The organism is Mumia sp. zg.B53 (genome assembly GCF_019550935.1).
GTDB lineage: Bacteria > Actinomycetota > Actinomycetes > Propionibacteriales > Nocardioidaceae > Mumia.
The window spans coordinates 609,437-628,473 of sequence record NZ_JAHWCK010000001.1 but is presented as its reverse complement, the minus strand read 5'-3'; the positions used below and the strand labels follow the sequence as shown (position 1 = coordinate 628,473).

The 19,037-nt window shown below is 70.1% G+C and carries 19 protein-coding genes; 10 read left to right on the top strand and 9 right to left on the bottom strand.

Annotated features, from left to right (window positions below):
• The first annotated feature begins 37 nt into the window (after positions 1-37).
• The gene (locus KV102_RS03095; RefSeq protein WP_220341962.1) at positions 38-1,285 is read left to right on the top strand and encodes an MFS transporter; all 1,248 of its coding nucleotides are present in this window, start codon (positions 38-40) and stop codon (positions 1,283-1,285) included.
• Positions 1,286-1,352: 67 nt separating this feature from the next.
• Here KV102_RS03095 and KV102_RS03090 read toward each other — a convergent pair whose 3' ends face one another.
• The 6 genes from KV102_RS03090 to trxA form a co-directional block, all read right to left on the bottom strand.
• Positions 1,353-2,327, bottom strand: coding sequence for a sulfate/molybdate ABC transporter ATP-binding protein (locus tag KV102_RS03090; RefSeq protein WP_220341961.1), 975 nt, complete (start codon positions 2,325-2,327; stop codon positions 1,353-1,355).
• The gene (locus KV102_RS03085) at positions 2,324-3,193 is read right to left on the bottom strand and encodes a sulfate ABC transporter permease (protein WP_220341960.1); all 870 of its coding nucleotides are present in this window, start codon (positions 3,191-3,193) and stop codon (positions 2,324-2,326) included. Before KV102_RS03085 ends, KV102_RS03090 begins: the two co-directional genes overlap by 4 nt.
• Complete coding sequence (gene cysT, locus KV102_RS03080; RefSeq protein ID WP_220345276.1) at positions 3,190-4,035, bottom strand: sulfate ABC transporter permease subunit CysT; 846 nt, start codon at positions 4,033-4,035, stop codon at positions 3,190-3,192. The genes KV102_RS03085 and cysT overlap by 4 nt, the downstream gene beginning before the upstream one ends.
• A complete protein-coding gene (locus KV102_RS03075) occupies positions 4,032-5,057 on the bottom strand; it encodes a sulfate ABC transporter substrate-binding protein (protein ID WP_220341958.1) in 1,026 nt (341 codons plus the stop codon). The genes cysT and KV102_RS03075 overlap by 4 nt, the downstream gene beginning before the upstream one ends.
• 140 nt (positions 5,058-5,197) lie before the next feature.
• Positions 5,198-6,061: a formyltetrahydrofolate deformylase gene (purU, locus tag KV102_RS03070; protein ID WP_220345275.1), complete on the bottom strand. Its 864-nt coding sequence runs from the start codon at positions 6,059-6,061 to the stop codon at positions 5,198-5,200.
• 91 nt (positions 6,062-6,152) lie between these two features.
• Positions 6,153-6,539 carry a thioredoxin gene (gene trxA, locus KV102_RS03065; protein ID WP_220341956.1) on the bottom strand — a complete coding sequence of 129 codons (387 nt, stop codon included), beginning with the start codon at positions 6,537-6,539 and terminating at the stop codon, positions 6,153-6,155.
• A 237-nt stretch (positions 6,540-6,776) separates the two neighbouring features.
• Between trxA and KV102_RS03060 the strand changes: the two genes are divergently transcribed.
• Entirely contained in the window at positions 6,777-7,412 is a 636-nt protein-coding gene (locus KV102_RS03060; protein ID WP_220345274.1) for a hypothetical protein, read from the top strand.
• Here KV102_RS03060 and KV102_RS03055 read toward each other — a convergent pair.
• Entirely contained in the window at positions 7,366-8,226 is an 861-nt protein-coding gene (locus KV102_RS03055) for a prephenate dehydratase (RefSeq protein ID WP_308290212.1), read from the bottom strand. The two genes, KV102_RS03060 and KV102_RS03055, sit on opposite strands and share 47 nt — an antisense overlap.
• Positions 8,227-8,297: 71 nt before the next feature.
• The gene (galK, locus tag KV102_RS03050) at positions 8,298-9,416 is read right to left on the bottom strand and encodes a galactokinase (protein ID WP_220345273.1); all 1,119 of its coding nucleotides are present in this window, start codon (positions 9,414-9,416) and stop codon (positions 8,298-8,300) included.
• 41 nt (positions 9,417-9,457) lie between these two features.
• Between galK and KV102_RS03045 the strand changes: the two genes are divergently transcribed.
• The 5 genes from KV102_RS03045 to KV102_RS03025 all read left to right on the top strand — a co-directional run bounded on the left by KV102_RS03045 (position 9,458) and on the right by KV102_RS03025 (position 14,464).
• Positions 9,458-10,792: a hemolysin family protein gene (locus tag KV102_RS03045; RefSeq protein ID WP_220345272.1), complete on the top strand. Its 1,335-nt coding sequence runs from the start codon at positions 9,458-9,460 to the stop codon at positions 10,790-10,792.
• Positions 10,785-11,807, top strand: a complete 1,023-nt coding sequence (gene trpS, locus KV102_RS03040; RefSeq protein ID WP_220341952.1) for a tryptophan--tRNA ligase — start codon at positions 10,785-10,787, stop codon at positions 11,805-11,807. Before KV102_RS03045 ends, trpS begins: the two co-directional genes overlap by 8 nt.
• A gap of 68 nt (positions 11,808-11,875) precedes the next feature.
• The gene (locus tag KV102_RS03035; RefSeq protein ID WP_220341951.1) at positions 11,876-12,388 is read left to right on the top strand and encodes a 2'-5' RNA ligase family protein; all 513 of its coding nucleotides are present in this window, start codon (positions 11,876-11,878) and stop codon (positions 12,386-12,388) included.
• Between the two features lie 31 nt (positions 12,389-12,419).
• A complete protein-coding gene (locus KV102_RS03030) occupies positions 12,420-13,508 on the top strand; it encodes a YihY/virulence factor BrkB family protein (RefSeq protein WP_220341950.1) in 1,089 nt (362 codons plus the stop codon).
• Positions 13,505-14,464, top strand: coding sequence for a serine/threonine dehydratase (locus KV102_RS03025; protein WP_220341949.1), 960 nt, complete (start codon positions 13,505-13,507; stop codon positions 14,462-14,464). Before KV102_RS03030 ends, KV102_RS03025 begins: the two co-directional genes overlap by 4 nt.
• A gap of 30 nt (positions 14,465-14,494) precedes the next feature.
• On the opposite strand, the gene KV102_RS03020 is transcribed toward KV102_RS03025, so the two are convergent.
• Entirely contained in the window at positions 14,495-15,421 is a 927-nt protein-coding gene (locus KV102_RS03020) for a LysR family transcriptional regulator (RefSeq protein WP_220341948.1), read from the bottom strand.
• A gap of 87 nt (positions 15,422-15,508) precedes the next feature.
• Here KV102_RS03020 and KV102_RS03015 point away from each other — a divergent pair, with 87 nt between their 5' ends.
• Genes KV102_RS03015 through KV102_RS03005 form a run of 3 tightly spaced genes read left to right on the top strand, consistent with a single transcriptional unit; the run spans position 15,509 to position 18,949 of the window.
• Positions 15,509-16,228, top strand: a complete 720-nt coding sequence (locus KV102_RS03015) for a succinate dehydrogenase cytochrome b subunit (RefSeq protein ID WP_220341947.1) — start codon at positions 15,509-15,511, stop codon at positions 16,226-16,228.
• Positions 16,229-16,232: 4 nt separating this feature from the next.
• Complete coding sequence (locus tag KV102_RS03010; RefSeq protein ID WP_220341946.1) at positions 16,233-18,206, top strand: fumarate reductase/succinate dehydrogenase flavoprotein subunit; 1,974 nt, start codon at positions 16,233-16,235, stop codon at positions 18,204-18,206.
• A complete protein-coding gene (locus KV102_RS03005) occupies positions 18,203-18,949 on the top strand; it encodes a succinate dehydrogenase/fumarate reductase iron-sulfur subunit (protein WP_220341945.1) in 747 nt (248 codons plus the stop codon). Before KV102_RS03010 ends, KV102_RS03005 begins: the two co-directional genes overlap by 4 nt.
• The last annotated feature ends 88 nt before the right edge of the window (positions 18,950-19,037 follow it).

Here is a 19,037-nt window from a genome sequence, read left to right as displayed (position 1 = left end):
CGGGAATTGTTTTCTCCCCGAACTTATTCTGGAAGGGATGCAGCTCACCGCCTCCCCACCTGGTCGTACCCGCACGCCGCGCGTCCTGCGTGAGCGGCGCGATCGTCGTCCCCGCCTGCTCCTCGCCCTGCTCGCGCTGGCGCTGGGCGGCTTCGCCATCGGGACCACCGAGTACGTCACGATGGGTCTGCTGCCCGAGATCGCCTCCGGGATGGGGGTGTCCATCCCCAGCGCCGGTCACGTCATCTCCGCGTACGCGGTGGGCGTGGTCGTCGGTGCCCCGGTCATCGTCTCCATGACCGCGCGGCTGCCCAAGCAGGCACTCGCGATCGGGCTCGTGGCCGCCCTCGCGCTCGGCAACCTGCTGACCGCGATCGCGCCGTCGTACGAGACCCTGCTCGCCGCACGGTTCCTCGCCGGCCTCCCGCACGGCGCCTACTTCGGAGTGGCCTCGCTGATCGCCGCCTCGATGGTCTCGCCGCAGCGGCGCGGCCGTGCGGTCGCGTCGGTGATGATGGGACTCGCGGCGGCGAACCTGATCGGCGTCCCGGCGAGCACGTTCCTGGGACAGCTGCTCGGGTGGCGCTCGGCCTACTGGGTGGTCGTCGGCCTCGCCGTGGTCACGATGGGCTTCATCGGGGCCTTCGTCCCGCAGCAGCAGCGTGACACCTCCGCGACGGTGCGCCGCGAGCTGCGGGCGCTGCGGCAGCCCCAGGTGCTCCTGACCGCCGGGGTCGGAGCCGTCGGCTTCGGCGGCCTCTTCGCCGTCTACAGCTACATCGCCCCCATCACGACCGACGTCACCCGCCTCAGTGCGGGGTTCGTGCCGTGGGTGCTCCTCGTCTACGGCATCGGGTCGATCCTGGGCACCGAGATCGGTGGCCGCCTCGCCGACCACGCGTTGTTCGCGTGGCTGTGCGCGACGCTCGTGGCGATGGCGTTGCTGCTGGCGCTGTTCGCCTACACCGCGCAGCACGGGATCCTCCTGCTCGGAGGCGTCTTCCTCCTGTCCACGGCCGCCGCAGCACTCGGTCTGCTGCTGCAGATGCGCCTGATGGAGGTCTCGGGCAGCGCCAAGATGCTCGGCGCCGCGCTCAACCACTCAGCGCTCAATGCCGCGAACGCGCTCGGCGCCTGGCTCGGTGGCGCGGCGATCGCGGCCGGCCTGGGATACCTCGCCACCGCGTGGGTCGGCGTGGGTCTCTCGCTCGCCGGACTGATCATCCTGGTCGCCTCGGCCTGGCTGTATCGCGGCGAGCGGCTCTCCCTGTCGCTCTCGCACTGAGCCGGCGCCGCCGTACCCGCGCTGCCTCGGCGTCGGGCCCCCGCGAGAGTGGGCCCGACGCCGGAGCTCACGCGGGTACGGGGGAGTGGGCGCCGTTGACCGGCGCGACCTCACGGAGCCAGACGGTCGACCCCTCGGCGAGCCCACGCTGGAGCGCGTCGTTGCGGGTGAGCTGGACCTGGACCGGGTCGCCGCCGCTCGTCGGTGTGACCTCGAGCCGCACCTCGTAGCCGATCCGCGTCCACCGCGTGATGGTGCCGACGACGGAGTCCGGCACGGGTCCTGCGGCGACCTCGATGTCGTGCGGCCGTACGAGCCGCCCGTCGAGGGTTGTCACCGGGCCGAGGAAGGACAGGACGAAGTCCGACGCCGGCTGGTCGTACAGCTCGTCCGGCGTCCCGATCTGCTCGATCCGGCCCTGGTTGATGACGACGATCTGGTCGGCGACCTCCAGAGCCTCCTCCTGGTCGTGCGTGACGAACACCGTCGTCACGTGGACCTCGTCGTGGAGGCGGCGCAGCCAGTCGCGCAGCTCCTTGCGGACCTTCGCGTCCAGCGCGCCGAACGGCTCGTCGAGCAGCAGCACGCTCGGCTCGATGGCGAGCGCACGGGCGAGCGCCATGCGCTGGCGCTGACCGCCCGACAGCTGGGCCGGGTAGCGGTCGGCGAACTGCTCGAGGTGCACGAGGCGGAGCATCTCGCGGACCCGCTCGGCGACCTGGTCCTTGGGCTGCTTGCGGATCTCGAGCCCGAACGCGACGTTGCGAGCGACCGTCATGTGCTTGAACGCGGCGTAGTGCTGGAAGACGAAGCCGACGTTGCGCTTGCGGGCCGGGAGTCGCGTGGCGTCGTTGCCCTCGATCGTGACCGTGCCGCTGTCGGCGTTCTCCAGGCCGGCGATGATCCGCAGCAGCGTGGACTTCCCGCCGCCGCTGGGCCCGAGCAGGGCGGTGAGCTGCCCGGCGGGGACCGACAGATTGATGTCCTCGAGGGCCACGAAGTCGCCGAAGCGGCGGCCGACCCCTGCGATCTCGATGCTCATGCTGGGTCCTTCTCGGTGGTGAGGGGGGTGGCGACCTCGGCGGACGCCCGAATGGTGGGCGCCGCGGCGTGCCCCGGTCGCAGGAGCGTGACGACGATGAGGGCGAGCACCGCGGCAGCGGCCAGCACGAACGAGGCGGCGTACGCGGCCGTCTGCTCGAAGTTCTGGTAGCGCTCCTCGACCACGAGGGTCGCGGTCTGGGTCTGCCCGACGATGTTGCCGGAGACGATCTTGACCGCCCCGAACTCGCCGAGCGACCGAGCGAGGCTGAGGACGACGCCGTACACGAGCGCCCAGCGGATCGCCGGGAGCGTGATGCGGCGGAACGTCTGCCAGGCGTTGGCCCCGAGGCTGACGGCGGCCTGCTCCTGCTCGGTGCCGATCTCGGTGAGCACCGGGACGACCTCGCGGATCACCAGCGGGAGCGACACGAACGCCGTCGCCATGATGATCCCTGGAGTCGCATAGATGACCTGGAGGCCGGAGCTCTCGAGCGTCGGTCCGAACCAGCCGTTGGTGCCCCCGTAGGCCAGCAGCAGGGCGAGCCCCACGACGACCGGGGAGACCGAGAGCGGCAGGTCGATGAGCGCGGAGAGGATACGGCGGCCGGGGAAGGTGTAGCGGACGAGCAGCACCGAGATGAGGACGCCGAAGACGGTGTTGATGACGACCGCCCAGGCGGCGACGACCAGCGTCAGCTCGAACGCGTCGACGGTGGTCGGCTCGGTGAGGGCGTCCACGAACGCCCCGGTCCCCTCGGCGAACGCGTTCTTGCCGACGAGGAAGACCGGCCACACGATCAGCAGCGTCAGATAGACGAGGACGATCGCGCGCAGGACGTAACGGACGGGACCGCGCTCGTTCATCGTCGGGCCACCCTCCGTGCGATGACGTCCAGGGCGATGATCGCGAAGAGAGCCACGAGGAGAAGCAGCGACGCGACGGAGGCGGCGGCCGCCATGTTGCCGTTCTCGATGTAGGTCAGGATGCGTACCGAGGTGACCTCCGTGCGCATGGGGAGGTTGCCCGACAGCAGCACCAGGGAGCCGTACTCGCTGATGGCGCGGGCGAACGACAGCGCCGCACCGGCGGTGATGGCCGGCGTCAGCGCCGGGAGGAGGACCTTGCGGAAGGTCGTGAGCCGGCTCGCGCCGAGCGACGCGGCGGCCTGCTCGGTCTCCGGGTCGAGCTCGAGCAGGACCGGCTGCACCGTCCGGACCACGAACGGCGTGGTGACGAACAGCAGTGCCAGGAAGACGGCGACGCGGGTGTTGGCGACGTCGATCCCGATCGGGCTGCCGGGACCGTAGAGGCTCAGGAGCACCAACCCCGCCACGATGGTCGGCAGGGCGAACGGGATGTCGATGACGACCTCGAGGATCCCCTTGCCCCAGAAGTGGTCTCGGACGAGGACCCAGGCGATGAGCGTGCCGAAGACGACGTTCGTCACGGTCACCAGGACGGCCTCGCCGACGGTGAGCTTGATCGCGGCCCACGTCTGCGGTTGCTGGATCGTCTCGACGAAGGTGGTCCAGCCACCCTCCGTCGTGGTGAGGACGACGGCCGACAGGGGCAGCATCACGAGGATGCTGAACCAGATCAGCGCGACGCCCAGCCCCAACCCCGCTGCGGGGGTCAGGGCCGTGGCCGCGCGGGCCCGGCGCCGGGGACCCCGGCGCCGGACCCGCGTGAGGGTGGACGTGGTCACGACTTGCCCGTCTCCTGCTGGATCTTGGTGACGACGCCGTTCTTCTCGTCGAAGAACTTGGTGTTGATGGCTTCCCAGCCGCCGAGGTCACCGTCGATGGTGAAGAGCTTGGACGGCGTCGGGAACGGGTCCGACGGATCGTTCGCGCCCTTGACCTTGCCGACCTTCACGTCGGGGCTGATCGGACGGAAGCCCTTCGAGACGTACAGCTCCTGGCCCTCCTCGCTGAGCACGAAGTCGAGGAACGCCTTCGCCTTCGGGTCGGCCTTCTTGGTGACGGCGCCGGGGTTCTCGATCAGCAGCGTCTCGTCCGGGACGACGTAGTCGAACTTCTCGCCCTGCTGGCGGGCCAGGATCGCCTCGTTCTCGTACGAGATGAGGACGTCGCCGGTGCCGGCCTGGAAGGCTGCGGTGGCGTCGCGGCCCGAGCCCGGGAGCGCTGCGACGTTCTTGAAGAACTTCGTCAGGTACGCCGTGCCGGCGGCGTCGCCGCCGTCTGCCGCAGCCTGCTGCCACCCGGCGAGGATGTTCCACCGTGCAGCGCCGGACGAGCCCGGGTTGGGGGTGACGATGGAGACGCCCGGCTTCACGAGGTCGTCCCAGGTCTGGATGTTCTTGGGGTTGCCCTCGCGCACCACGAGCACGACGACGGAGTCCGTCACGATGCCCTTGTGCTCGCCGTCGTCCCAGGTGTCCTCGACCAGTCCCGCCTCGACCAGGCGTGTCACGTCCGGTGTGACGGAGAAGTGCACGTAGTCGGCCTTCAGCCCGCCGGCGACGGCGCGGCTCTGGTCGCCGGACGCGCCGTACGACTCCTTCCAGACGACACCCTTGCCCTCGTCGGTCTTCCCAAACTCCTTCTGGGCGGCGTTGTTGCCCGCCTTGGGGACCGCGAAGCCGACCAGCGACAGCGTTGTGCTGGAGCTGTCGGCGTCGGCGCCACCGCACGCCGACAGCCCCAGCGCGGCGGCGAGCGCGGTGGTTGCGGCGATCAGGCGGGTTGCCCGCTTCCGAGTGAACATGTCGTGCCTTTCGACGTGCGCCTTGTGCGCTGTAGCCAGTGAGTTACTAATCCCGAGTAGATTACTCGACTATAGCGACACAGGGGCATGCAGGCGCCGATTCTCACGATGTGGGCGCGGCGCCGTCGCAGCCCTTCAGCTCAGGGGAAGACGACGGTCCGGGAGCCGTTGAGCAGGACGCGCTGCTCGGCGTGCAGGCCTACGGCCCGCGAGAGCACACGGGTCTCGACGTCGCGGCCCGCCTGCACGAGCGAGGCCGGGTCCTGCTGGTGAGCGACCCGGGTGACGTCCTGCTCGATGATCGGGCCCTCGTCGAGGTCGGCGGTCACGTAGTGGGCCGTGGCGCCGATGAGCTTGACCCCGCGCTCGTACGCCTGGTGGTACGGCTTGGCGCCCTTGAAGCTCGGCAGGAAGCTGTGGTGGATGTTGATCGCCCGTCCCTGGAGCCGCCGGCAGGCGTCGTCGGACAGGATCTGCATGTAGCGCGCCAGGACCACGAGGTCGATCCCCAGCTCGTCGACGAGGCCGAACACCTGCTCCTCGGCCGACGCCTTCGTGGCTGCCGTCACCGGCACGTGGTGGAACGGGACGTCGTACGACCTCGCCAGCCGCTCGAGGGTCGTGTGGTTGGAGACCACGGCGCCGATCTCGATGTTGAGAGCGCCGATGCTCTGCCGGAACAGGAGGTCGTTGAGGCAGTGACCCTCCTTGGAGACCATCACCAGCGTGCGGCACGGCGCCTCGGCCACGACCAGGCTCCACGTCATCGCGTGCTCGTCGGCCACCGGAGCGAACCCGCCTCGGAGCGCGTCCACGTCGTACGGGTCACCGACGCTCTCGAAGTGCACCCGCAGGAAGAACCGTCGCGCCGTCGCGTCCGTGAACTGCTGCGCGTCCACGATGTTGCCTCCGCGGTCCACGATCCACGACGAGATGGCGTGCACCAGCCCCGGGCGATCGGGGCAGGTCAGGGTCAGGACGTACGTGGAGGTGGTGGCGGACATGCCGCACAGCGTACGGCGGGCCCACCGTGCGGATGCGCGACAGCCCCCTGGCCACGGGGCCAGAGGGCTGTCGGAGAGTGCGTGCGGAGGGTCAGGCCTGCTGCGCCGGCCCCTGCTGTGCCTGCTGCTCGGCGACCTGGGAACGGACCTCGTCCATGTCGACCTCGCGTACGGCGTCGATCACCTGGTCGAGCGCCTGTGCGGGCAGCGCCCCGGGCTGGTTGAAGAGGAGGATGCCGTCACGGAAGGCCATCAGCGTCGGGATCGAGGTGATCTGGAGCGCACCGGCGAGATCCTGCTCCGCCTCGGTGTCGACCTTGGTGAACTTGATGTCCTCGTTCTTCTCGGCCGCGGCCTCGAACACGGGGGCGAACTGGCGGCACGGGCCGCACCAGGAGGCCCAGAAGTCCACCAGCACGATGCCGTCGGAGGAGATGGTGTCCATGAAGCTGTCGGAGGTCAGGGCAGTGGTTGCCATGTCACGTCCATTTCGATCGGGTGCGTCTGTGCGTCTGCGGTGTTCAACAGCGGACGGGCCCGCAGGATTCCCACCCGTACCTCCACCCTAGGCAGCCGCCAGGTCAGGCGTCAGGGAGGCGAGCGACATCGGGGTACCCGAGCCGAGGCGACGAATGGTGCGGCGCTCGATGGAAGAAGAGAGCCTCGTATGACTGGAACTGTGTTTCGCGACCCGAAACGGCGGTAGAGTCCGGCCATGTCTCGTCGAGGCGATCGACGGCTCCCGCGCGCGCTGCGAAAGAAGCGCTCCCCGGTCGAGGTCGCGGCCTCCGCCCTCCTGTCGTCGGGTTTAGGGCTGATCGTGGTGGTGATGCTGCCGATCGGTTGGCGGCGAGCGTATGACGGCGCCGTCCTGCTCGGCGGAGTGACGCTGCTCGTCGCGTGGGCGATCGTCGACGTCGTGTCGGCCTCGCGCCGTCCTGATGAACCGCGCTGGTCGTTCGGGGTGCGGCCAGTCGGGCTCGCGCTGAGCCACGCCGGGTTGATCGTCATGCTCGCGGCCACGGGGATGATGTTCGTCTGGCCTGACCCGCCGTTCTGGCTGTGGGTGGTCCGCACCGTCGGCGGCGTCGTCTTCGTCATCTGTGAGTCCGTGGAGCTCTGGGTCCGCCGCGCGGAGCGCGCGCGGGAACGCCTGCGCGAGCGCGAACGACTGGCCTACGAGCAGCGGCGCTGGGAGGCGGCTCGGGTTGTTGCCGAGGCAGCGGCCGAGAGTGCCCGTACGCAGGCCGCCCTGATCGCCCTGGACGGGTACCGGAGCCGAGAAGCCGCCCGGGTCGACGAGGCTACGCCTCGGCGAACCGGTGAGGGTGCGCCGGATAGACGCCCATGACCTGAACGTCGGTCGAGAAGAACGCCAGCTCCTCCAGTGCGCGGGCCAACGCCGGCTCCTCGGGATGGCCGTCGACCTCGGCGAGGAACATCGTCGCCGTGAAGGTGCCGCCGACCATGTAGCTCTCGAGCTTGGTCATGTTGATGCCGTTGGTCGCGAAGCCGCCCAGCGCCTTGTAGAGCGCGGCGGGGATGTTGCGCACGTTGAAGACGAACGTCGTCACGGTCGGCCAGTCGCCCCGCGGAGCGGTCTGCGGCTGCTGTGAGAGGACGACGAAGCGGGTCGTGTTGTGCTCCTCGTCCTCGACCGCGGTGGCCAGTGTCTGCAGGCCGTACGTCCTCGCGGCGAGCGGGGTCGCCAATGCTGCCTTGGTCGGGTCACCCCACTCGGCGACCTCGCGGGCGGCGCCCGCGGTGTCGCCGGCGATCACCGGTCGCAGCCCGCGCTCGCGGATGATGCGGCGGCACTGACCGAGAGCGTGGACGTGGCTGTGGACCTCGGTGATGGTGTCGAGTGTCGCCCCGGGCACCGCGAGCAGGTCGAAGTGGATGGGCAGGAAGTACTCCCCGACGATGTGCAGCCCCGACGTCGGCAGGAAGTGGTGGATGTCGGCGACGCGTCCGGCGAGCGTGTTGTCGATCGGGATCATCGCCAACCCGGCTCGTCCGTCGGTCACCGCCGCGAACGCATCCTCGAACGATGCGCAGGCCATCGCCTCCCAGTCGGGGTAGGCGTCGGCGCACGCGATGTGAGAGTTGGCGCCGGGCTCGCCCTGGTAGGCGATGCGGCGGGGGAGGTCCACGTCCTGGGTCACGGCGCCATCATCGCACCGCCACCAGGCGGCGGTGCGCCCGACGACCCGCCGGCGGACGGCGGGCAGACGGGTCAGGAGACGCGCCGTGCCCCGTCGGCCGGCTCGACCACGAACGTGCGGGGCGCGGGGAAGTCGATCCTGGCGAACGCCGCAGCCACGGCCGCCCTCAGTGCGTCGACACCACCGGCCTCCACCAGCGCGATCGCGCTGCCGCCGAAGCCCCCACCGGTCATCCGGGCCCCGAGTGCACCGTGCTCGAGGGCCGCCTCCACGGTGAGGTCCAGCTCGGGGGCGCTCACGTCGTAGTCGTCGCGCAACGACACGTGGGAGGCGGTCATCAGCTGGCCGAGCTGCGGCCAGTCGCGAGCGGCGAGGGCGCGCACCGCCGACCGCACCCGCTGCGTCTCCGTGATCACGTGCCGGAGCCGGGCCTTGAGCGTGGGGTCGTCGACCTTGAGGACGGCGTCGGGCGGTGCGGCGGCCAGCGTCTCCAGGCCGAGGAGCTCGGTCAGCTCGACGGTCTGCGCGCGCCGCTGACCGTACTCGCCGCCGGCGTGGCTGTGCTTGGCCCGCGTGTCGACGACGACCAGGGCGTAGCCGTCGTCCACCCAGTGCGCGGGGACCGGTTTGACGGTCGGCGGTGCAGAGGCCGTCTTGATGAGCAGCGCGTGCCCCTGCTCGCCGCACATCGACGCGAGCTGGTCCATCGAGCCCGTCGGGGCTCCCGCGTAGTCGTTCTCGCCCCGCTGGCAGATCAGGGCCATCTCGACCGGGTCGACCTCCCAGCCCTCCAGGCCGGCCAGCGCCACCGCGATACCGCACTCGATCGCGGCCGAGCTGGAGAGGCCGGCGCCGAGGGGGACGTCGGAGGAGATCACGAGGTCGGCGCCCCCGGTCGTACGGCCGGACTCTGCGAGGGCCCACACGGTGCCTGCCGCGTAGCGCGCCCATCCGTCGACGTCGCCGGGGGCGGTGTCGGCGCCGAACTCGACCGACCGGTCGGTGATCCCCGACCACACGCGCACACGGCCGTCCGTGCGCCGCCGAGCCTTCACGGTGGTCTGCAGGTCGATCGCGATGGGGAGGACCGGGCCGCCCACGTAGTCGAGGTGCTCGCCGATCAGGTTCACGCGTCCGGGAGCCGCCCAGACACCGACCTGACCATCGGGAACGGGCTCGGCTGCAGTCATGCGAGCCATCCTCGCGCATGGCGTCTCGCTACGCTGGAGGGGTGGACGAGACCCTGTGGAACATCGCCCTCGTGCTCGTGTTCATCCTCCTCGGCGGTGTGTTCGCCGCGGCGGAGATGGCGCTCGTCTCCCTCCGTGACTCCCAGCTCCCCGAGATCGCCAACCGGGGCAAGCGCGGCGCGACCGTCGCGCGACTGGCGTCGGACCCGAACCGCTTCCTGTCGGCGGTGCAGATCGGTGTCACCCTCAGCGGGTTCCTGTCGGCCGCCTTCGGTGGCGCGACGCTCGCCAACGACCTGAGCCCGCTCCTCGAGGAGCTCGGCCTGTCGTCCGGCGTCGCCTCCGTCGCCGCGCTGATCCTCACCACCGTCGTCATCTCGTACCTGTCGATCGTCTTCTCGGAGCTCACCGCCAAGCGCCTCGCGATGCAGCACTCCGTGGCGTTCGCGCTCGCGCTCGCACCGGGGGTCGACGCGATCGCCCGGTTCGCGACGCCGGTGATCTGGCTGCTGTCGGTGTCGACGAACGTCGTCGTGCGGATGCTCGGGGGCGACCCGTCGGCAGCCCGGCAGGAGATCACCGACGTGGAGCTGAGGGGCCTGGTCCAGACGACGCAGGGTCTCTCGGACGAGGAGCGCAGCATCGTCGAGGACGTCTTCGCCGCGGGTGACCTCCAGGTCCGCGAGGTGATGCTGCCGCGGACCGAGGTCGACTTCATGGACAGCTCGCTGCCGGTCTACAAGGCCGTGCAGCTGGCCCGCGAGAAGCCGCACTCCCGCTACCCGGTGATCCGGGGGACCGCGGACGAGGTCGACGGCTTCGTCCACGTCCGCGACCTGTTCGACCCCGGCATGCGAGACCGCGCCGTACGGGTCGGTGAGCTGGTGCGTCAGGTCGTGATGATCCCCGGGACGCGGCCGGTGCTCGCCGCGATGACCGACATGCGTCGTGCCAACACCCATCTCGCGATCGTGGTGGACGAGTACGGCGGCACCGACGGGATCGTCACGCTCGAAGACCTCGTCGAAGAGCTGGTCGGCGACATCCGCGACGAGTACGACACCGCCGACTCCGAGACGACCCGGTTGCTCGGCGGCGCCGTCGAGGTCGACGGGCTGCTCAACCGTGACGCCTTCGCCGACGAGACGGGGATCGAGCTTCCCGAAGGCCCGTTCGAGACGGTCGCGGGATATCTGGTGGCCCGGCTCGGCCGGATCCCCGAGGTGGGGTCGTCGGTGCCGATCGACGGGTACCGCCTGACGGTGACCGCGATGGACGGGCGCCGCGCAGCGCGCCTGCGGGTCGAGCCCGAGTCCGCCGCAGCGAATCCGGAGGCGCCGCCCGAGGAGGGGCTGGCAGAATCGGAGCATGCCTGACGCCGCTACCTCGCCCCGCCGTGTGCTCTCCGGGATCCAGCCGACCGCGGACGCGTTCCACATCGGCAACTACCTCGGCGCGGTGCGGCACTGGGTGGCGCTGCAGGAGGACCACGACGCGTTCTACTTCATCCCCGACATGCACGCGATCACCGTCGCGTTCGATCCCGCCGTCGTGCACGCCCGGACCTACCGTGCCGCCGCGCAGCTGATCGCGCTCGGCCTCGACCCGCGGCGGGCGACGCTGTTCGTCCAGAGCCATGTCCCCGAGCACGCCGAGCTCGCGTGGGTCCTCAACTGCATCACCGGGTTCGGCGAGGCCCGCCGGATGACGCAGTTCAAGGACAAGTCGGCCAAGGGCGGCATCGAGCAGGCCTCGGTCGGGCTCTTCACCTATCCGGTCCTGATGGCTGCCGACGTGCTGCTCTACCAGGCCGACGGCGTCCCGGTCGGAGAGGACCAGCGTCAGCACCTCGAGCTGACCCGCGACCTCGCGCAGCGTTTCAACAGCCGCTACGGCGACACCTTCACCGTGCCGAAGCCGCTCATCGTCGCCGACACCGCCAAGATCCTCGACCTGCAGGACCCGACGATCAAGATGAGCAAGTCGGCGTCGTCGCCGAAGGGCATCCTCGAGATCCTCGAAGAGCCCAAGTCGGCGGCCAAGAAGATCCGGGGCGCGGTCACCGACTCCGAGGCGGAGGTGCGCTTCGACGCTGAGGAGAAGCCGGGTGTGTCCAACCTGCTCTCGATCTACTCGGCCCTCACCGGGCGGTCGGTCGACGACATCGTCGCCCAGTACGCCGGTGGCCAGGGCTACGGCACCTTCAAGGTCGACCTCGGTGAGGTCGTCGCCGACTTCGTGACACCGCTGCGCCAACGCACCGAGGCGCTGCTGGCCGACAAGGCCGAGCTGGACGCCGTCCTGCGCGACGGCGCGCAGCGGGCACGCGAGGTCGCGTCCAAGACGCTCGGGGACGTGTACGACCGTGTGGGGTTCGTCCGCGCACGCTGACACGAGCCGTCGGCGGGGATCACTCGCTGCCCGGCCAGCCCGTACGGCCGAGCGCTAGGGTGGTCGCCATGCCCACGATCGGCGTCGCCATTCCCGTCCCCGAACCCTGGGGAAGCGAGCTGCGCGAGCACCGCGCGGAGTTCGGCGACACCCAGGCTGCGCTGATCCCGTCCCACGTGACCCTCCTCCCGCCGATGGAGGTCTCCGAGCGTGCGCTCGAGATGGTCAACGACAAGCTCCGCGTGGACGCTCGTGCCATCGAGCCGTTCGTGATGAGGCTCCGGGGGACGGGCACGTTCCGGCCGGTCTCCCCGGTGGTCTTCGTCGCGGTCAGCGAAGGCATCTCCAGCACCGAGCAGCTCGCCAAGCACATCCGCGACGGGCTGCTCGACGAGGGTGAGCTCGAGTTCCCCTACCACCCGCACGTCACCGTCGCGCACCGCGTGAGCGAGGCCGCGCTCGACCGGGCCTACGAGGAGCTCGCCGACTTCTCGTGCGAGTTCGAGGTCCGCGCGTTCGCGGCGTACCGGCACGACGACGAGGTGGGATGGGTTCCGTACCAGGAGTTCGAGCTCGGCTGAGGTCGCGGACGCGCGGACGGGGGGAGCGTCGTTGGGCAGGCTGATCGAGCGGGTCAAGGCCTGGTTCGCGTCGGTACGTCGTCGACGACCGTTCGTGGACCACGTGGCCCGGACCGTCGCGCACTTCATCGCGGTACGCGGCAACATCCTGTCGGGAGGCATCACCTACTTCGGGTTCCTCTCGGTGTTCCCGATCCTGGCGCTGGCCTTCTTCGTCGTCGGCTACCTCTCCGAGTACGTCCCCGGCGCGCAGGATGCGCTGGAGACCGCGATCGACCAGATCCTGCCCGGCATCGTGACGACGCAGAGCCCACCGCCCGACGGCATGATCTCCTTCGACCAGATCGCGGCGAGCCGCAACATCGCCGGTGTGCTGGGTGTCCTGGGTGTCCTCTACACCGGCCTCGGCTTCGTCTCGAACCTGCGGACGTCGCTCGAGGCGGCGTTCGTGGTGCCGCCCAAGCGGACGTACGGATTCCTGCCCGGCAAGCTGCGCGACCTCGCAACGCTCGTGCTGGTCGGCATCATCCTGCTGCTCTCGGTCGGGATCTCCGGCGCGGTCACCCGCTACACCGGTGACCTTCTTGACCGGATCGGGATCTACAGCCTGCCGATCGAGATCGCCGTCGGCGTGCTGAGCGTGGTGCTGGGCGTCGCCTCGAGCACCCTCCTGTTCTTCGCGATGTACGCGATCCTTCCGCACACCGACGTGCCCCCGCACGCCCTGTGGCGCGGCGCGTTCCTCGCAGCGATCGGGTTCGAGGCGATCAAACAGCTCGCGTCGTTCGTCCTGGACGCCGCTGCCGGTGGGGGACTCGCGTCCCTGGCGCTCGCGGTGACGCTGCTGGTCTGGATCCACTTCTTCGCCCAGCTCACCATCTACGGCGCTTCCTGGGCGCTGACCTCGCCCGAGTCCCGCACGCGCGGCGTCGTCGTCGAACCCACGATCGTGCCGTCGGTCGGCGCAGAGGTCACTCCGGCAGGCCTCGCCCCAGCGCCGCAGGCGGCGCCAGGGCGAGAGGAGACGGCCACGCCGTCGCGCGTCCTCCTGCTCCTGGCCGGCCTGGCTGTGGCAGCGTGGGCCTGGCTCCGGCACGACAAGGCGAGGAACACACTGTGACCAGAAGACTGCCCTCGAACGCCGAGATCGAGGAGGCGTACGCACGGGTGCGCCCGCTCGTGCGCCGCACTCCGGTCGTCGAGATCGACGGTGGAGACGTCGGGGTCGCCGGACGCGTCCTGCTCAAGCTCGAGCTGCTGCAGCACACCGGCTCGTTCAAGGCGCGCGGCGCGCTCAACACGGTGCTGAGCATGCCCGAGGGCACGACAGGTGCCGTGGCCGCGTCGGGCGGCAACCACGGTGCCGCGGTGGCGTGGGCCTGCGGCATCGCCGGCATCGAGGCGGACGTCTTCGTCCCCTCGACCTCTCCGACCGAGAAGGTGCGGCGGATCGAGCAGTACGGGGCGACCGCGCACGTCGTCGACGGCTGGTACGCCGCCGCGTACGAGGCCTCGCGTGCCTGGGCGGAGGGCCGCGCCGTGGTGCCGGTGCACGCCTACGACGAGGACACGATCGTGGCCGGGGCGGCGGGGGTCGGGGTCGAGATCGGCGACCAGGCGCCGTACGCCCGACGGGTCCTGGTGCCGTGTGGTGGCGGCGGGCTCTACAGCGGCACCGCGCTCGCCCTGCGCGACCAGATCCCGGTGGTCCCCGTCGAGCCGGACCGCTGCCCCTCGCTCACCGCCGCGCTGGCCGCCGGTGCGCGGGTCGACGTCGAGGTGTCGGGGGTGGCGGCGGACTCGCTCGGCGCGGCGCGGACCGGTGAGCGGGCGTTCGCGGTCGCCCGCGAGCTCGGAGCCGAGCCGATGCTGGTCAGCGACGACCAGATCCTCGCCGCACGACGTCTGCTGTGGGACGAGTGCCGGGTGCTCGCCGAGCCCGGAGGTGTGACCGCGCTGGCGGCGCTGGTCGCGGGCAAGGCGGACGTCCGCGAGGGCGAGACGGTGGTCGTCGTCATCTCCGGCGGCAACCACCCGACCATCCCCGACGACGTGGTGGCCACGGTCTCTCGCTGACTCGGGGCCGAGGCAGGTTGAGAGGCAGGGTCAGCCGATCAGGTCCACGTCGACGCCCAGGTCCTCGGCGGCGAGCCCGCGCAGGTGCTCGACGAGGAGGTCCCGGAAGGCGCGGGGGGCCAGCGGGAGCGCCTCCGTACGGCGGTGTGCGAGCGCGATGGTCCGGGTGAGCTCCGGCTCGCCGATCGGGGTGCCGCGCAGCGACGGGCGTGACGGCAGCACCATGCCGGGGACCACCGCGTAGCCGAGCCCGGCCTCGACGAACCGCAGGACCGCGTTCATCTCGCCGCCCTCGATCGCCAGGGTCGGCTCGAAGCCAGCGTCGAGGCAGGCCTTCATCGTGGTGTCGCGCAGGTCGTAGCCCTCGCGGAACATCACCAGCGGCACGCCCTCGAGGTCGCGGACGGCGAGGGGATCTTTGCCGGGAGCCGGCGCGTCTGCGGGCCCGGCGACCACCAGGCGCTCGCGCAGCAGCGGCGTGGCGACGAGGTCGGGATCGTCGCTGCGCAGGGGCACGATCACGAGCGCCAGGTCCAGGTCTCCTCGGCCGAGCGCGCGGGTCAAGGTGCGGGAACCGCCCTCGGTCACCTCGAGCTCGATCCCCGGGTAGGTCGAACGGAAGGCGATCAGGGCGTCGGCCATCAGGCCCTCCCACATCGAGGGCGTCGCCCCGACGCGGACGCGACCGCGTTGGAGGCCGGCCACCTCCCTGACGGCGCGCAGGCCCTCGTCGTGCTCGATGATGATCTCCTGGGCGTGGGGGAGAAGCGCTTCGCCGGCGGGGGTGAGCCGGACGGCTCCACGCTCACGCTCGAACAGCGCGGTGCCGAGCGAGTTCTCCAGCACTCGGATCTGCTTGGACAGGCTCGGCTGAGAGACGCCGCAGTCGTCCGCGGCCTGGGTGAAGTGCCGCGTGCGGGCGACCGCGACGAAGTAGGTCAGCTGCTGGATCTGCACGACTCCAGTGTGCCATGCCTGTTGGCTATGAAAGTGAGCCTCAGTATGACTTAGCGCAGTCGGTGCAGTGCGGCCTATCGTGAGCGGGTGGCGACAACCGAGATCACCAAACCGCGACCGGGCGCCCGACGCTCCACGGTCGCGCTCAAAGCACTCATGGCGGTCAGCGGCCTCATCATGGTCGGCTACCTCCTGCTCCACATGTACGGCAACCTCAAGGTCTTCAGCGGCCAGGCGGCCTTCGACGAGTACTCGCACCACCTGCGCACGCTCGGCGAGCCGCTCCTCCCTTATGAGGGACTCCTCTGGATCATCCGCGTGGTGCTGCTCGCGGCGATCATCGCCCACGTCTACGCGGCCGTGGTGCTGACGATCCGAGACCGCAAGGCGACCCGCACCTCCCCGGGATCCCGATACAAGTCGAAGAAGAACAAGCGCGGCTTCCAGCGCAGCTACGCGTCGTTCACCCTCCGGTGGGGCGGCGTGATCATCTTCCTCTTCATCATCTTCCACCTGCTGAACCTCACGACGAACGACATCGCCCCGGGCGGCGCCTCGCCGAGCCCGTACGAGCGGGTCCTCAACACGTTCGGCGAGTGGTACATGGTGCTCGCCTACACGGTGGCGCTGCTGGCGGTGGGCTTCCACCTCCGTCACGGCGTGTGGGCCGCGGGCATGACCCTCGGCGCCAACACCAGCGCCAAGGCACGTCGCAACCTCAACCTTCTCGCGTACGCGGTCTCGGGAATCATCACCATCGGCTTCCTGATCCCGCCGTTCGCCATCTTCTTCGGATGGGTGGGCTGACCCCATGACCGTCAACGTCTCGGAACGCACCGACGACTTCACCGACCTCTACGACCTCGGCGCCCCGATCGCCGACACGAAGGCGCCCGACGTCGACGTGACCAAGCGCTGGGAGACCCGCCGCTTCGAGGCCAAGCTGGTCAACCCGGCCAACCGCCGCAAGCTCAAGGTCATCATCGTCGGGACCGGCCTCGCCGGCGCCTCGGCGGCTGCCACCCTGGGTGAGGCCGGCTACCAGGTCACCAGCTTCTGCTACCAGGACAGCCCGCGACGGGCGCACTCGATCGCCGCGCAGGGTGGCATCAACGCCGCCAAGAACTACCGCAACGACGGCGACTCGATCTATCGGCTGTTCTACGACACGGTCAAGGGCGGCGACTTCCGGAGCCGGGAGTCCAACGTCTACCGGCTCGCCGAGGTCTCGGTCGAGATCATCGACCAGTGCGTCGCCCAGGGCGTGCCCTTCGCCCGTGAGTACGGCGGACTCCTCGACAACCGCTCGTTCGGCGGCGTGCAGGTCTCGCGCACGTTCTATGCGCGCGGCCAGACCGGCCAGCAGCTGCTGATCGGCGCCTACCAGGCGCTGGAGCGTCAGGTCGCCGCGGGGACCGTCGTCAACCACACCCGCCACGAGATGCTCGAGGTGATCGTCGCCGACGGCCGCGCCCGCGGGGTCGTGGTGCGGGACATGGTCACCGGCGAGATCGAGTCGCACTTCGCCGACGCCGTCGTCCTCGCGACCGGCGGCTACGGCAACGTCTTCTTCCTGTCGACCAACGCGATGGGGTCCAACGTCACCGCGCCCTGGCGGGCGCACCGCAAGGGCGCCTACTTCGGCAACCCCTGCTACACGCAGATCCACCCGACCTGCATCCCCGTCTCGGGCGCCTACCAGTCCAAGCTCACCCTGATGAGCGAGTCGCTGCGCAACGACGGCCGCATCTGGGTCCCCAAGAAGGCCGGCGACGACCGTCCGGCCGCGGAGATCCCCGAGGAGGAGCGCGACTACTACCTGGAGCGCCAGTACCCGGCGTTCGGCAACCTCGTGCCTCGTGACATCGCCTCGCGCGCCGCCAAGTACGTCTGCGACGAGGGCCGTGGCGTCGGTCCCGGCGGCCTCGGGGTCTACCTCGACTTCGCCGACGCGATCGCCCGCCTCGGACGCGCCACGGTCGAGGCGAAGTACGGCAACCTCTTCGACATGTACGCCCAGATCACGGGCGAGAACCCGTACGAGACGCCGATGCGGATCTATCCGGCCGTGCACTACACGATGGGCGGGCTGTGGGTCGACTACGACCTGCAGAGCTCCATCCCGGGCCTGTTCGTGACCGGCGAGGCCAACTTCTCCGACCACGGCGCGAACCGTCTCGGGGCGAGCGCGCTGATGCAGGGTCTGGCCGACGGCTACTTCGTCCTGCCCAACACGCTGGCGAACTACCTGGCCGACGGCCCGTACGAGCCGGTCGACGAGTCGCACCCCGCTGCCGTCGAGGCCAAGCAGCAGGTCACCGACCGCATCGAGAAGCTGCTGTCGATCAACGGCACCCGGACGGTCGACTCCTTCCACCGCGAGCTCGGCACCATCATGTGGGAGTACTGCGGCATGGCGCGGTCCGAGGGCGGGCTGCTCAAGGCGATCGAGCTCATCCGTGAGCTGCGCACGGAGTTCTGGCGAGACGTCAAGGTGACCGGCGTCAACGAGGACCTCAACCAGACCCTCGAGCGCGCCGGCCGGGTGGCCGACTTCATCGACCTCGGCGAGCTGATGTGCATCGACGCGCTCCACCGCCGCGAGTCCTGCGGAGGCCACTTCCGTGTCGAGAGCCAGACCGAGGACGGTGAGGCGCTGCGTCACGACGACGAGTACGCCTACGTCGCGGCCTGGGAGTTCGGTGGGGACGGCGGCAAGCCGGTCCTGCACAAGGAAGCACTGGTGTACCAGAACGTCGAGATGAAGCAGCGGAGCTACAAGTGAAGATCACCATTCGTGCGTGGCGTCAGGCCAACACTTCCGACCAGGGCACGATGGTCGGCTACGAGCTGGACGACGTCTCGGAGCACATGTCGTTCCTCGAGATGCTCGACGTGCTCAACGAGCGCCTCACCCTCGAGGGGGAGGAGCCGATCGCCTTCGACAGCGACTGTCGCGAGGGCATCTGCGGCATGTGCGGCGTGGTCATCAACGGGCTGGCGCACGGCCCGGAGCGTACGACCACCTGCCAGCTGCACATGCGGTCCTTCAACGACGGCGACGTCATCGACATCGAGCCGTGGCGCTCGGCGAGCTTCCCGGTGGTCAAGGACCTCGTCGTCGACCGCGGGGCGTTCGACCGCATCATCCAGGCGGGCGGCTACATCAGCGCTCCGACCGGATCGGCGCCCGAGGCCAACAACCTCCCCGTTCCCAAGGAAGACGCCGACCGCGCCTTCGAGGCGGCCGCCTGCATCAGCTGTGGCGCTTGTGTCGCCGCCTGCCCGAACGGCTCGGCGATGCTCTTCACCGCCGCCAAGATCACCCACCTCGGCCTGCTCCCGCAGGGACAGCCCGAGCGCGCCGAGCGCGTGGTGAGCATGGTGGAGCAGCACGACGCCGAGGGCTTCGGCAACTGCACCAACATCGGCGAGTGCACGGCAGCCTGCCCCAAGGGCATCCCGCTCGAGACGATCTCGCGGCTCAACCGCGACCTGCTCGGAGCGCTCGCCAAGGGCAAGGACTGACCGACGTCCGTCCGACGGCCCGCACCTGGAGCAGGTGCGGGCCGCCGACTTGCCGCCGGCCGGGGCGGTGCGACCGAGACCTCGCGAT

Bases quoted from the DNA above. Each gene is read 5' to 3' on its own strand.
- KV102_RS03095 (WP_220341962.1), top strand. From the start codon at position 38: ATGCAGCTCACCGCCTCCCCACCTGGTCGTACCCGCACGCCGCGCGTC.
- KV102_RS03090 (WP_220341961.1), bottom strand. From the start codon at position 2,327: ATGAGCATCGAGATCGCAGGGGTCGGCCGCCGCTTCGGCGACTTCGTG.
- KV102_RS03085 (WP_220341960.1), bottom strand. From the start codon at position 3,193: ATGAACGAGCGCGGTCCCGTCCGTTACGTCCTGCGCGCGATCGTCCTC.
- KV102_RS03075 (WP_220341958.1), bottom strand. From the start codon at position 5,057: ATGTTCACTCGGAAGCGGGCAACCCGCCTGATCGCCGCAACCACCGCG.
- purU (WP_220345275.1), bottom strand. From the start codon at position 6,061: ATGTCCGCCACCACCTCCACGTACGTCCTGACCCTGACCTGCCCCGAT.
- trxA (WP_220341956.1), bottom strand. From the start codon at position 6,539: ATGGCAACCACTGCCCTGACCTCCGACAGCTTCATGGACACCATCTCC.
- KV102_RS03060 (WP_220345274.1), top strand. From the start codon at position 6,777: ATGTCTCGTCGAGGCGATCGACGGCTCCCGCGCGCGCTGCGAAAGAAG.
- galK (WP_220345273.1), bottom strand. From the start codon at position 9,416: ATGACTGCAGCCGAGCCCGTTCCCGATGGTCAGGTCGGTGTCTGGGCG.
- trpS (WP_220341952.1), top strand. From the start codon at position 10,785: ATGCCTGACGCCGCTACCTCGCCCCGCCGTGTGCTCTCCGGGATCCAG.
- KV102_RS03035 (WP_220341951.1), top strand. From the start codon at position 11,876: ATGCCCACGATCGGCGTCGCCATTCCCGTCCCCGAACCCTGGGGAAGC.
- KV102_RS03010 (WP_220341946.1), top strand. From the start codon at position 16,233: ATGACCGTCAACGTCTCGGAACGCACCGACGACTTCACCGACCTCTAC.